The sequence below is a fragment of the Hymenobacter sp. M1-2 genome (assembly GCF_057808495.1).
Genome location: NZ_JBTYZO010000004.1, coordinates 131,261 through 144,089, shown reverse-complemented (window position 1 = coordinate 144,089; position 12,829 = coordinate 131,261). Strand labels below are relative to the sequence as shown.

Below are 12,829 nucleotides of genomic sequence, written 5' to 3'. Positions count from 1 at the left end.
CTGTAACTGCTACCCGCCAAACCGCGCGTACCGGCGCTTGCGACGCCAGGCCCGCACAGCCCCAAAGATGCCTAATAGCACCAGCGGCGCGGCCAGATTGAGCAGTTGCCAGCGGCTGCGCTGCTCGGCCACGCGCAGCTTATCGAGCGGGCGGAGGGTGATTTGCTTGCTACGCACAGAGATGAGGCCGCTTTCGTCGAGCATGTAGTCGACGGCGTTGAGGACCAACTCGCGGTTGGCAAATTCGGTGCTGGCGAGACGGTCGAAGCCGAGGCGCAGCGGGCGGCCGGTTTTGGGGTCCGCTTCATTGCGCACGAAGTCGCCGTCGGAGAGTACCAGTACTTTAGCGGGGCGGTCCTGGGGTGAGGTGGCGGGCTGGAAGCGGGTGGTGCCGGGCTCAGCGCGGTTGGCGTAGAGAGAGCGGAACTGGCCTTCGAGCAAATAACCCACCGGCTTGAACTTGGAAGTGTAGAGTTTCTGCTCGGGTGGCAGCCGGGCGTCGTTGAGGTTGACGGGCACAGGCGCGGGCAGCACACGAGTGTAACGCGAAGTGAAGAGCAGCGGCGTTTTGCGGATGCCGGTGGCCTTCACGGTATCGAGGCTGCTCACGAATTTGGTGTACACCGCGTCGAGGTTGCGGGTGATGGGGTGCTGACTGAAGTTGTTGATGAGCGGGTAGAACTGCCAGGGCATGGGCTCTACCTTGGGTTTGTCGCCCTCGGTGCCCGTCACGAGCGGAATGACGCCGGAGTTGAGGTCTAGCAGTAGATCAGGGTTGACGCGCACGCCGTACTTGAACAGCAGGTCGTCGAGGCCGAGTTGGAGCGGAAACGAGAGCATACCGCCCCGGTTGGCGCTATCCAGATTCACCCGCATGGCATCGAGGAAAAACAACGCGTTGCCGCCGTGCGTCACAAACTGATCGAGCTTGAACTTCTCCGGCTCGGAATAGGCCGCGGCGGTCGGCTTGGCAATGATGAGGGCACTAAGCGTGCGCAAATCCTGCGGGCGCGACTTGGCCAGGTTCACCCGGAATACATCATAAAACTGGCTGAGTGAGCCGATCAGGTCCCCAGCTTCCACGTTGCTCAGCTCGCCGTGCCCTTCTACAATGCCGATGCGCTTACGCTGACTGGGGCTCAGCTTACGGATGGCACTGGCCAGCTCGTATTCCAAGCCTTCGATGCTTTGGTTGAGGCGCACATCGGAGGGCGCGGCTTGGTTGCCGCGCAGCAGCAGCACCTGCTGCTCTTTGCCGCCCGCCGCCACGGTAGCCCACGGGAAGATGATCTTCTCGACCCGCTTGCCATTTTCATTGGCGCCCAGGTTGGTGGGGCGCAGGCCTTTTTTGAGCAGCGTCTGATAGTACTCGTTACGAGCCTTTTCGGTGCTGGCGGCCGAGGGGTCGAGGAAGACGTAGTGCAGGTTGGTGCCACCATAGACCTGCATTTCGTTTAGCGTTTCGCGCACCGACTGCTCTAGGCGGCGGAAAGCGGGCGGGAAGTCGCCAGTCAAATACACGGTCACGGTAACGGGCTGCCGCAAATTTTCTAGCAGCTGCCTGGTAGCACCGGACATAGTGTAGCGTTTCTCCTCCGTGAGGTCGAGCCGGAAGAAGAACTGCTGGCCGAGGAAATTAAAAAGCAGCAGCAAGCCCACGACCAGCAGAAAGCGGGTCAGGTCGCGGCGTTTGCGGGTGGGTGGGGTGGGTTGTTGGTCGGGCATGTGTGACGGGGGCCTCACCCCCTAGCCCCCTCTCCTAAGGGAGAGGGGGAACTAGTTTTAGTTTTTAGAACTAGCTCCCCTCCTTGGTTAAGGAGGGGTTGGGGGTGGTTGATGATTAGAGTTAGTGGGCTAGAGCTAGTAGTCGTTCAACGATTTTTACCACCCCGGCCTGCGGCCACCCCTCCTTAAAAAAAGAGGGGAACTAGACTTCTAGTTTTAAGAACTAGAGCTAGTTCCCCCTCTCTTTTGGAGAGGGGGTTAGGTCACCAATTCCGGCTTTGCAGTACCAGCCGGGTACCAAGCAGCAGCAGAATAACGAGGCTGAAGAAATAGAGCAGGTCGCGGGAGTCGATGAGGCCTTTGCTGATGTCGCGGTAGTGGGCGGCGATGCCGAGCTGGCCGATGTAGTAGGCGGGGGCGCCATCGAAGACCGAGGCCAGGGAGTCGAAGCCGGAGTAGACCAGGAAGCAGCCGACTACGGCCACGAGGAAGGCAATGATTTGGTCGCGGGTGATGGCGCTGGCGAAGATGCCGATGGCGGCGAATACTGCCGCCAGCAGCGTCAGGCCCAGGTAGGAGCCCACGGTAGCGGCCGAGTCGATGTTGCCCTGGGGGCTACCGAGCTGGTACACGGAGTAGTAGTAGAGCAGCGTGGGCAGCAGCGCCAGCAGGGCCAGGAGCAGGCAGGCCAGGTACTTCCCTCCTATTATTTGCCCATCGGTGAGCGGGCGGGTGAGCAGCAGCTCAATGGTGCCGGCTTTCTTCTCTTCGGCGAAGGTGCGCATGGTGATGGCCGGAATCAGGAAGAGGAAAATCCAGGGGGCCATGTTGAAGAGCGTCTGCAAGTCGGCGAAACCGTAGTTGAGCACCGAGCTGTCGGGAAACACCCACACGAACAAGCCGGTGGCCACCAGAAACACGCCAATGACGACGTAGGCCACCGGCGAGTTGAGAAAGGCATTGAATTCTTTGCGAAGGATGGCGAGCATCTAGTTGAATGGTTGAATAGTTTAATTGTTAAATGGCTGCATGGTTAAATGGCTAAATGGTTAAATGGCTGAATGATTGATTGTGTAACGAGCCGGCGGAACGACCAACCATTTAACCATGCAGCCATTAAGTCATTTATTTCGTCAATTGTTGAAATACCTGCTCCAACGACTGTTCTTCCTGGCGCAGGCCTAGCAGTATCCAGCCTTGCTGGGCGGCGAGGCGGGAGATGGCGCCGCGCTGGTCGGTGCCGGCGGCGGCCCGGATACGGTAGGTGTTGCCCGTTTCTGCCTCTACGTGGCTGATGCCGGGCAGGGCCAGCAGCGGCGCCGTGTCGATGGGCTGCTCGAACTCGGCGCGGATGATGGTTTCGCGGCGGGCTTTGCCACCTAGCTCGCTCACCGGCGAGTCGGCCACAAGCTGGCCGCGGTTGATAATGACTGCGCGGCTGCACAGGGCGGCTACTTCGGGCAGAATGTGGGTGCTGAAGATGACCGTTTTATCCTGGCCCAATTCCCGGATAAGGCTGCGGATTTCGCCGATCTGGTTGGGGTCGAGGCCGGTGGTAGGCTCGTCGAGGATCAGCACGCCGGGGTCATGGATAAGGGCCTGGGCAAGGCCCACGCGCTGGCGGTAGCCTTTCGAGAGAGCCCCAATCTGCTTGTTCTGCTCGCGCCCCAGCCCTACTCTATCCACGAGTTGTTGTACGCGCTGGCGGCGCTGACTCCCTTTCAGGCCGTGCACCGAGCCAATGAATTCGAGGTACTCGTGCACGTACATATCGAGGTAGAGCGGATTGTGCTCAGGCAGGTAGCCCACCCGGCGGCGCACTTCCAGCGGAGCCGTCTGCACGTCGTAGCCCTCTATCACAATGGTGCCCGCCGATGGCGGCAGGTAGCCCGTGGCCATCTTCATAGTGGTAGATTTTCCGGCCCCATTCGGCCCCAGAAAGCCCAGTATTTCACCCTTCCCCACCGAGAAGGATATATCATTCACGGCCGTTTGCGAACCGAAAGTCTTCGTCAGATGCTGAACTTCTACCATGTACTGCGTTGCTAGCTGCTTTTCTTGGTTCTTAACGTTTTTGTGTGCGGGCTACATTCAGCAGCATCAGCTGTTTTGGCCCTTCAAAACAAAAGCCAACAACTTAAAACCAAAAACTCATTTAGGCTGTGTGGGGCGCATTTGCAGCTCCGAAATCATGGTGCTTTGCGGAGCTTCCAGCGCGTGCACAATGGCGGCGGCAATGTCTTCGGGTTGCATCTTGTGTGGGTCGGGCTCCTGGCCGGGCGTGGCGCCGTTGAAGTTGGTTTCGACGGAGCCGGGCATGATGCACGTGACGCGCACGCCCTGCGGCCGCACTTCCTTAAACAGCGAATCGGAGAAGCCGCGCACGGCATACTTAGTGGCGCAGTAGCCGGCCAGATTGGCGCTGCCCGCCGTGCCAGCCAAGGAAGCCACGTTGATGATGTGGCCTTCCTGCTGCTGTTTCATCTGGGGTAGCACAACCTTCGTGCAGTAAAACAAGCCGTGCACGTTGGTATCGAACATCTCGTGCCAGGCCTCCGACGAAAAGCCATCCACAGGGCCAAAATTGCCGATACCCGCATTATTCACAAGTACGTGCACAGCGGGGCTTAGCTCCCGAAGTGTATTGGTGTACGCTTCCTGCACGGCAGTTTCACTGCGCACATCGCACTCGAAAAACTGGAACCGCTCGTGCGCTAAGCCTTCCGGCGCGGTGCGGCCCCAGCCGGCCACTACAGCCCCACGCGCCAGCAGCGCCTCGGCCGTGGCGCGCCCAATCCCTTTGCTGACCCCTGTGATTATGGCTACCTTGCCGCTTAGTTCCATAGCTGTAAGATGATGTTTCGGCGTACGTTCGGATTGCAAGTTAACGGCCCCTGGCGGGTTTTACGTGTCAGTGCGGCCCTGGGGCTGATACCCGGGCTCTTCGCTTCGTGCCAAAACAACGACTGCCTCAAAAGCGCGGGCGAAGAAACCACCGAGCGCCGCGAGCTGTCCGCTTTCCACGACCTCACCATCACCGACAACCTAGACGTAACCTTAGTGCAGGATACCGAAACGTACGCCGAAGTCCGCACCGGCTCGCATTTGCAGTCCGATATCAAGCTTGATATACAAGGCCCAAGGCTAACGGTTTCCAACGAAAGCAGCTGCAACTGGTCCCGCAGCTACGACGTGGCGCACGAGGTGATTCTACACTTACCTACGCTTATCAACATGGACCACGAAGGCCAGGGTACCGTGCGCACCGAAGGCCAGTTCCGCGCCGACACGGTCTTCATTCACATGCGCGCTGCCGGCGATTACGACCTCGACTTACGCAGCAACTACCTCTGGCTCGACCAGTACGAGCTTGGCGACTACCGCCTGCGCGGCCAAACCGACCAGCTTCTGCTATCCGGCGGCGGGCTAGGCCGCTTCTTCGCCACCGGCATGCACGCCCAATATTGCTCCCTGGACCTATCACTCTACGCCGCTAATAGCATCTATCTCAATAGCTCCCAAAGCATTGCGGGTATACATGCCGGCTCTGGCACCATCTATTATTCCGGTAACCCTAGCTATACTCAAGTCAGTCTGACGGGCAAAGGCAAGTTGGTAAAACAGGACTAACTACCTCTTCAATTCAGCTTCATAATGCTATTTGCTACGTCGGGCCCTCTGTACAACGGGTTGCAGCTACTTTCCTTTGGTCTGTTTTTATTCGTTGTCTGGCACGGCACGATGTGGCACAACAGGCCTTTTCTACTGCTGACCTTCCTAGCAGTGCAGGGCTTGGGCGTTGGAATGCTTTTCTACATTCAGCACTGGGCAGGGAATAGGATCATCCTCAGCATCAGTGGAGCGGCACTGGTGTTCGTTTACGCTCTTTGGTTCCGACGTAAACCCGTGAAAATGCGGCTCGACTTCTTCAAGCTCAGCTACGTAGTCGCGCTAGGGTTATTCGGAGTTAGTTTGGGCTTATCAGCACGAGTCCTATTGCCGTGGGTGACAAGCCTGCTAACCGTGAGCTTCTGGGCGGTAATACTAGATTTTATATATGTCAAGTATGTGCGTCGCTCAGCCAACAATTGAGTTGATTGATGGCTGGCTCAGCGTCCTACCAGTCTGGAAACTGGACTGAATGAAGAATGCCCTATGCGACCTTCGACCAGCCGGGTTGACCTCATTCTTTATTCCTCATTCAATCACCCGCCGGTCTGCCCGCTTTTTGGCGGGCTGAACGCTCGCCGTCAGCTGATGTTGTTTATGGGCTCGGTTACGCAATTGTTCATTAACTAAACGGTGCGCTCTTTGACCGTTCAGCCCGCCAAAAAAGCGGGCTGAACGGACCCAACGACCAACTCCTCCTTCTTCATTGAATCATAGGTCGCCGAGCTGTGGCCGGATCAGTAATTCCTCCACTACGGCCTGCGGCGAAAGGGTATAGACGGAATAGATGGCGGCGGCTACGTCCTCGGCTTTGATGAACCGTTCGGCGGGTAAGTCTACTCCTTCCCAGCTGGCCGTGAGCGTAGCACCGGGCAATACGGCCGTAACGCGCACGTCGTGCTCTTTTAGCTCTTCGCGCAAATTGCGGCTGAAGCCGTACAGAGCGTGTTTGGCAATGCCGTAGGAGCCACCGTTGGGGTAGGCCGTAATGCTGGCCGTGGAGCAGATGTTGAAGATGTGGCCCCGGCGGCGCGCAATCAGGCCGGGCAGTAGCGGCAGCGTCACGTCGTAGGCGCTGAGCAGGTTTACGGCCAGCATCTGGCGCAGCTGGGAGCCATCCTGCGGCTCGTCCTGCAAACGGCCGGGCAAGAAGGCGCCGGTATTGTTTACCAGCACTTCCACGGCACCACCCAGGCTTAGTACGAAATCGGTGAAACGACGGCAGTCGGCGGGCTGGCTGAGGTCGGCGGGTAGCGTGTGGAGCACGGCGCCGGGAACATCTTGCTTGACAGCTGTTTCTAACTGAGCCAGATCCTGCGCCGAACGGGCGCACGTAACAACCGAATACCCGGCGTGCAGAAAGCTTAACACTACGGCGCGCCCAATTCCTTTGCTGCCCCCTGTCACCACGACATATTTTTCCATTCCTTTGATTATTGATTCAGATTTTACGTAAGGAGGCCGGGCTCCTACGGCCCTGCTAGGGCCGCCCCGCAAGTTCCTGCTTTTCCTCTCATTTCTCTTCTCATGGTTAAGACCTTCGGCTCTTTCCTGTTGTTCATGCAGAGCATGCTCCTGCGCAAAGAACGGTTTGCCGTGCTCTGGCAGCGCACCGTCGACGAGTGCATCCTCATCGGCATCGATTCAGTATTTATCGTCTCCATCGTGTCGGCCTTCATTGGGGCCGTAACGTGCGTGCAGATTGCATACAACCTCATCAACCCGCTCATCCCGAAGAGCACCATTGGCTACATGGTGCGCGAGATGACCATCCTGGAACTGGCTCCTACCATCACGAGCATTGTGCTGGCTGGCAAAGTGGGTTCCAGCATCGCGGGCGGCTTGGGCACCATGCGCATCACCGAGCAAGTATCGGCGCTAGAAGTAATGGGCATCAACTCGGCTTCCTACCTGGTGTTGCCGCGCATTATCGCGGCCATGCTCATGTTCCCGCTGCTCGTGATTCTAGCCATGCTGCTGTCTATTTTGGGCGGCTACCTGGCGGGCACGTTGTCGGGGGCTATGTCGGCGCAAGAGTACATTGAGGGCATCCGGACCGATTTCGTGCCGTACAACATTACGTTTGCCCTGATTAAATCGGTGGTATTTGCCTTCCTCGTGTCGGCTATTTCATCCTTCAAGGGCTACTACACACAAGGCGGCGCGCTCGAAGTTGGCGCGGCCAGCACCGGTGCCGTTACCAATTCCATCATTGCCATCCTGCTAGCCGACTACGCGCTGGCAGCCATTCTACTTTAGGTTGTTGGTTGTTGGTTTTTAGTTGTTGGTTGTCGTTCAGTTGGCTTCACGTGCCGGTTCAACACTACATCCAAAGTCAAAAGCCAAGAGCCAAAAACCAAAAACCAGCAACCAAGATGATTGAGGTTCATAACGTCCAGAAAGCTTTCGAGGGCAACCAAGTGCTCCGGGGCATTACGGCTACATTCGAGACGGGCAAGTGCAATTTGTTGCTAGGTGGCTCTGGTACCGGCAAGAGCGTGTTGCTGCAATGCATCGTGGGGCTGATGAAGCCCGATCTGGGCAGCATCACCTTTGATGGCACCGTTTTCACCAACAACAAAGTGGATATCCGTCAGGAAATCCGCCGCCAAATCGGGATGCTGTTCCAAGGTGGGGCGCTGTTCGACTCCATGACGGTGTTCGAAAACACCGAGTTTCCGCTGAAGATGCTCACGCCTGAGATGAGCAAAGAGGAGCGCCGCGACCGGGTAGAATTCTGCCTCAAGCGCGTGGGCCTCGAAAATGCGGGCAACAAGATGCCGTCCGAAATTTCCGGTGGTATGAAGAAGCGCGTAGGCATTGCCCGCGCCATCGCGCCGAATTGTACTTACCTCTTCTGCGACGAGCCCAACTCCGGCCTCGACCCGGCCACCAGTATCAAGATCGACAAGCTGATCTACGAAATCACCCACGAATACAACATCACCACCGTCGTCATCACCCACGATATGAACTCGGTGATAGAAATCGGCGACCATATCATCTTCATGCACAAGGGTCTCAAGCTCTGGGACGGCACCAAGGACGAAATCCTGAACGCCCAGGTACCCGAACTGCGCGAGTTCATTTTCAGCAGCAGCCTCGTGCGCGCCGCCAAGCGCGTAGACGAAGAATCGGAAGGCGGCCTCGAAGCCTTAGCCAGCGAGCCACTGTCGGAAGTATAACTGCTGCCGACTGTCATTGCGAGCAGCGCGAAGCAATCCTTCCTCTTCATGTGATAAGCTTCCTAAACAGACAAGCCCTTGACGTACGCTAACGTCAAGGGCTTTTTCGCTTCAGTGGGCTTCGCGCTCTTATAGGAAGGATTGCGTCGTCGTGCCTCCTCGCAATGACAGATGCCTTACGCGCATGTCATTACTCCCACCCTTCTCGTTTGCGCAGCTCTGTGATGTGCGCGAGGTGGTGGCGGCCGTGCCAAGCATATTGTACCAGCGCTTGGTCCAACGTAAAGTCGCGCTGCATGCCGGGATGATAGAATGTGCGCGCCCACTGCGCGTCGGTGAGGTGGCGTAGCAGGATGGTCCAGCGGATGTGCAAGGCTTCCAGCAAAGCCAATGACACGGCGGGTGGCGTGGCCGCTACATCAGGCAGTTCGGCCCAGAGTTGCTCTTCGTAGGGCCGGATGGTCGGATAATCTTCGGTAAGAGCCAGCCGAAAACGGGTGTAGGAGTTGAGGTGGGAATCGGGCAAGTGATGAAGCACCTGGCGCGCGCTCCAGCCGCCGGAGCGGTAGGGCGTATCCAACTGCGCCGGGCTTAAGCCGGTGATGGCAGCTCGCACTTGGTCGGGCAGCAGGGCAATTTGCGCGATGTACGCCGTACGGGCGCCTCGCTCCAAGGGGCCTTCGGGCAACGTAGCATGGCCAATGGGGTAGCGCAGATCGAGGTCAGCAGCAGACATATTTTCAGGGTTGAAGCGCCACCGAGGAGCCGCTAGCGCGGCGCAAGTCTACGCAATTAACCATTTGATAATGCCGCCGTAAGCCGTAATTCGTTGGCTATCCTCGAAACTTTGGCTGTCGGCAACATGTGTTTTTCTAACTCCATCGGGCTTTGAAGCAGCGTATTATAAGCCCACGGGTATGGCGGTGGGCGGAGTGGCTAGTGTTGTTTGTAGTAGGCCCGGTGGCATTGCGTATCTGGTGGCAACCAGCTGTCTTGCTGGCTTTACTCGTCCTGCTCACCGCTTGGGGAGCGTGGTGGCTCACGCGGCAGCACTTTCCACACTACCGCCCTTTGTGGCGCGGCCCCGTTGGGCGCAACGAGCAGCGACAACTAAAGCGGCTGCTGTGGCGCTTTACCCTGAGTGCTATTCTGTTGATAGCCTTGGTATGGATTCTCACGCCTAATCGATTATTCGTACTGCCTCGCACGCAGCCGCGGCTGTGGCTATCGATTCTGGTTTTTTATCCGCTATTTTCGGTTTATCCGCAGGAGGTAATCTACCGGGCGCTGTTCTTCGGCCGGTACCGTCCGCTGTTTCGCAGTGCTTACGCCACCCTGCTAGGTAGCGCCGCCGCTTTTGGCTTCATGCACTTGATATTTCAAAACTGGCCCGCCGTACTGCTCACCTTAGCCGGCGGCTGGCTCTTCGCCGAAACGTACGCTCGCACCTATTCGCTACGCCTAGCATGGCTGGAGCATTCCCTCTACGGCATGCTTATTTTCACGGTAGGCTTAGGCGACTATTTCTACCACGGCAGCGTCATCTGAGAGACATTCACTGCCTTCCATTTACCGGCTAACCGGACAAAGAAAAGGCCGCACCTAGTAAGGTGCGGCCTTTCTTAATAGAAAGAAATCTGCAACTAGCCGTTGCGCTTATTCAGTTCGTCGCGGATTTTGGCGGCTTTTTCATAGTCCTCGCGCTCCAGCGCCTGGGCCAACATTTTGGTCAGCTCATCCAACGACACTTGCCCGCTTGGGTCGCGCGGGGTAGGTTCCGGCTTGGCCGGACCTTCATTGTTGCTGTCGTCGTCATCCTCGTCTTCGTCCTCATCGTCCGTGTCATCGGCATTTTCGTCGAGGTCAGAGAGAATGATGCCGGCTTCGCTCAGTACGCTTTCCACCGTGAAGATTGGCACGCCGAAACGCAGCCCAATGGCAATGGCGTCGGAAGGACGAGCATCCAGCTCAAACGTGCTGGCGCCATCGGAGCAGACGATTTTCGAGTAAAACACCCCTTCCTTGAGGTCCGAAATGAGGACTTCCAGCACAGCCACGTGCACATGCTCAGCGAAAGACTTGAACAAGTCGTGCGTGAGGGGCCGGTTCGGGTTAATTTTCTCTATCTGGATGGCAATACTCTGCGCCTCAAACATGCCAATAATGATCGGCAAACGCCGATTGCCGGTTTTCTCGCCCAAAATGAGAGCGAAAGAACCTGACTGCGACTGGCTCGAGGACAAGCCAAGGATTTCGAGCGGAATCTTCTTCACGAATAAGTGAATGAGTAAATGGTGGATGAGCGAATGACAAGTCTAACGTGAAAAAAGCGAATGAGTGAATGTTTTTTAGGCTTTTCACGCATTCGCTCTCTTCTTCATTCGCTCACTTAGCTGAGTTCCTTCACGGCCTGCGTGAGCTTGGGCAGCACGTCGAAGACGTCGCCCACGATGCCATAGTCCGCTGCTTTGAAGAACGGGGCCTCGGGATCTTTGTTGATGACGACAATCACTTTAGACGAATTGACGCCGGCCAAATGCTGAATAGCACCCGAGATGCCGCAAGCAATATACAAGTTTGGCGATACCGTGATACCCGTCTGGCCTACGTGCTCGTGGTGAGGGCGCCAGTCAACGTCCGAAACTGGCTTGGAACAAGCCGTAGCCGCGCCGAGTGCTTTGGCGAGGTCTTCAATCAGATTCCAGTTTTCGGGACCTTTCATGCCGCGGCCACCCGATACCACTTTATCGGCTTCGGGCAGCAAGATGCCACCGGCCTGGTCCTGCAACACTACCTGCTTGGGAGCATCGGCGAAATCAGCGTCGGTGAGCTGGGCCGAGAGGGATTCTACCGTCGCCGTTTTGCCGGCTTCGTGCAGGGCTTCAATCGAGTTTTTCTTTACGGCGATGATTTTCCGCTCACCTTCCAGCTTCACATCGGCGAAGGCTTTGCCGGAGAAAGCACCGCGCTTCACCACGAAGCTACCACCATCCGTTTTGGGCAGCTCTACTACGTTGGTGGCCAAGCTGGCTTGCAACCGCACCGACAGGCGCGAGCCCACCGAAGCGCCAATATTGGAGTTGGCCAGCACAATTATTTTGGAATCTTCTTGCTGCGCGGCGGCGGCAATGAGCTTGGTGTACGCACCGTTCACGAAATCCTTCAGGCGCGGCTCCGCATCGTAGAGCACTTTGCTGATTCCCTGCTCACCGAGTTTGGCGAGGTTGGCTTCGGTAGCTTCGCCCACCGCCACGGCCGTAGCCGTAGTGCCGAGCAGCTGGGCCACCTGGCTCCCGTAGGAAGCCACTTCCAGCGAGGACTTCTTTACCTCGCCACCATCACATTCAACAACAACTAGTACAGACATTTTCTTAGAGGTGAGATTGTTAGACATGAGAAGTGAGACAGACGACTTTTGTTGGAGAGACATGAAGCAGACTTGGCGCCTGTCTCACTTCTCATGTCTCCAAGTCTCATGTCTCTTTAAATGACCTTGGCTTCGTTGCGGAGTAGTTTGATAAGCTCACCGGCGCTTTCGGCCGGGATGAGCTTGACGCCTTGCTTCTTGGGTGGCAGGGCGTATTCGGCTACTTCGGTACGGGGAGCGTCGCCGGTGGGTTCTACCACTTTCAGGGGCTTGGTACGGGCCGTCATGATGCCGCGCATGTTGGGGATGCGGGGCTCGCACATGGGCTGCTGGCACGAGGCCACGAACGGCGTATTTACTTCTACTATCTCCTTGCCGCCTTCGATTTCGCGCTCCAGCGTGGCAGTATTGCCGCTCATGTCCAGCTTCATAGCCGGGGCTACTGTTGGGATGCCGAGCAGTTCGCCCACCATGCCGTGCACCTGGAAACCGTTGTAGTCGATGCTTTCCTTACCCATCAGAATGACATCGTAGCCGCCTTCTTTGGCGATGTTGGCAATCTGCTGCGCTACGAAGAAGGCATCTTTAGGAGCCGCGTTGACGCGGATGGCATCATCGGCGCCAATGGCCAGGGCTTTGCGAATGTTAGGCTCCGTGTCGGCTTCGCCAACGTTGAGGACGGTAACAGTGCCGCTGCCCTGCGCTTCCTTCAGTTCGATAGCACGGGTGAGGGCGTATTCGTCCCAAGGATTAATCACGAATTGGACACCAGCCTTGTTGAACTCCTTGTTATCGGGAGTGAAGGCAATCTTGGTGGTCGTGTCGGGCACGTTGCTGATGCAAACGAGAAACTTCATCTACGGCTGCTTGAGTGGAGGATAAA

At 57.2% G+C, this 12,829-nt stretch carries 13 protein-coding genes; 4 read left to right on the top strand and 9 right to left on the bottom strand.

What is annotated here, in order from left to right:
• Window positions 1-9 precede the first annotated feature (9 nt).
• The 4 genes from gldG to ACYSMN_RS05750 form a co-directional block, all read right to left on the bottom strand.
• Window positions 10-1,725, bottom strand: coding sequence for a gliding motility-associated ABC transporter substrate-binding protein GldG (gene gldG, locus ACYSMN_RS05765; protein ID WP_488922900.1), 1,716 nt, complete (start codon window positions 1,723-1,725; stop codon window positions 10-12).
• Window positions 1,726-1,988: 263 nt separating this feature from the next.
• Window positions 1,989-2,714: a gliding motility-associated ABC transporter permease subunit GldF gene (gldF, locus tag ACYSMN_RS05760; RefSeq protein ID WP_488922899.1), complete on the bottom strand. Its 726-nt coding sequence runs from the start codon at window positions 2,712-2,714 to the stop codon at window positions 1,989-1,991.
• Between the two features lie 136 nt (window positions 2,715-2,850).
• Window positions 2,851-3,759 (bottom strand): gliding motility-associated ABC transporter ATP-binding subunit GldA, encoded by a 909-nt coding sequence (gene gldA / locus ACYSMN_RS05755; RefSeq protein WP_488922898.1) that lies wholly within the window; start codon window positions 3,757-3,759, stop codon window positions 2,851-2,853.
• A 117-nt stretch (window positions 3,760-3,876) separates the two neighbouring features.
• Window positions 3,877-4,569: an SDR family oxidoreductase gene (locus ACYSMN_RS05750; protein WP_488922897.1), complete on the bottom strand. Its 693-nt coding sequence runs from the start codon at window positions 4,567-4,569 to the stop codon at window positions 3,877-3,879.
• 9 nt (window positions 4,570-4,578) lie between these two features.
• Here ACYSMN_RS05750 and ACYSMN_RS05745 point away from each other — a divergent pair, with 9 nt between their 5' ends.
• Window positions 4,579-5,355, top strand: coding sequence for a GIN domain-containing protein (locus ACYSMN_RS05745; protein ID WP_488922896.1), 777 nt, complete (start codon window positions 4,579-4,581; stop codon window positions 5,353-5,355).
• A 750-nt stretch (window positions 5,356-6,105) separates the two neighbouring features.
• On the opposite strand, the gene ACYSMN_RS05740 is transcribed toward ACYSMN_RS05745, so the two are convergent.
• Window positions 6,106-6,819: an SDR family oxidoreductase gene (locus tag ACYSMN_RS05740; RefSeq protein WP_488922895.1), complete on the bottom strand. Its 714-nt coding sequence runs from the start codon at window positions 6,817-6,819 to the stop codon at window positions 6,106-6,108.
• Window positions 6,820-6,921: 102 nt separating this feature from the next.
• Here ACYSMN_RS05740 and ACYSMN_RS05735 point away from each other — a divergent pair, with 102 nt between their 5' ends.
• Window positions 6,922-7,653 (top strand): MlaE family ABC transporter permease, encoded by a 732-nt coding sequence (locus tag ACYSMN_RS05735; protein ID WP_488922894.1) that lies wholly within the window; start codon window positions 6,922-6,924, stop codon window positions 7,651-7,653.
• 116 nt (window positions 7,654-7,769) lie between these two features.
• Window positions 7,770-8,579 carry an ABC transporter ATP-binding protein gene (locus ACYSMN_RS05730; RefSeq protein WP_488922893.1) on the top strand — a complete coding sequence of 270 codons (810 nt, stop codon included), beginning with the start codon at window positions 7,770-7,772 and terminating at the stop codon, window positions 8,577-8,579.
• A 190-nt stretch (window positions 8,580-8,769) separates the two neighbouring features.
• On the opposite strand, the gene ACYSMN_RS05725 is transcribed toward ACYSMN_RS05730, so the two are convergent.
• Window positions 8,770-9,315 (bottom strand): YfiT family bacillithiol transferase, encoded by a 546-nt coding sequence (locus tag ACYSMN_RS05725; protein ID WP_488922892.1) that lies wholly within the window; start codon window positions 9,313-9,315, stop codon window positions 8,770-8,772.
• A 152-nt stretch (window positions 9,316-9,467) separates the two neighbouring features.
• Here ACYSMN_RS05725 and ACYSMN_RS05720 point away from each other — a divergent pair, with 152 nt between their 5' ends.
• Window positions 9,468-10,127: a CPBP family glutamic-type intramembrane protease gene (locus ACYSMN_RS05720; protein WP_488922891.1), complete on the top strand. Its 660-nt coding sequence runs from the start codon at window positions 9,468-9,470 to the stop codon at window positions 10,125-10,127.
• A 95-nt stretch (window positions 10,128-10,222) separates the two neighbouring features.
• Here ACYSMN_RS05720 and ACYSMN_RS05715 read toward each other — a convergent pair whose 3' ends face one another.
• From ACYSMN_RS05715 to ACYSMN_RS05705, 3 genes are all read right to left on the bottom strand, one after another.
• Window positions 10,223-10,852, bottom strand: coding sequence for a bifunctional nuclease family protein (locus ACYSMN_RS05715; RefSeq protein WP_488922890.1), 630 nt, complete (start codon window positions 10,850-10,852; stop codon window positions 10,223-10,225).
• A 116-nt stretch (window positions 10,853-10,968) separates the two neighbouring features.
• A complete protein-coding gene (locus ACYSMN_RS05710; RefSeq protein WP_488922889.1) occupies window positions 10,969-11,946 on the bottom strand; it encodes an electron transfer flavoprotein subunit alpha/FixB family protein in 978 nt (325 codons plus the stop codon).
• Window positions 11,947-12,062: 116 nt separating this feature from the next.
• The gene (locus tag ACYSMN_RS05705; protein WP_488922888.1) at window positions 12,063-12,803 is read right to left on the bottom strand and encodes an electron transfer flavoprotein subunit beta/FixA family protein; all 741 of its coding nucleotides are present in this window, start codon (window positions 12,801-12,803) and stop codon (window positions 12,063-12,065) included.
• Window positions 12,804-12,829: the final 26 nt, after the last annotated feature.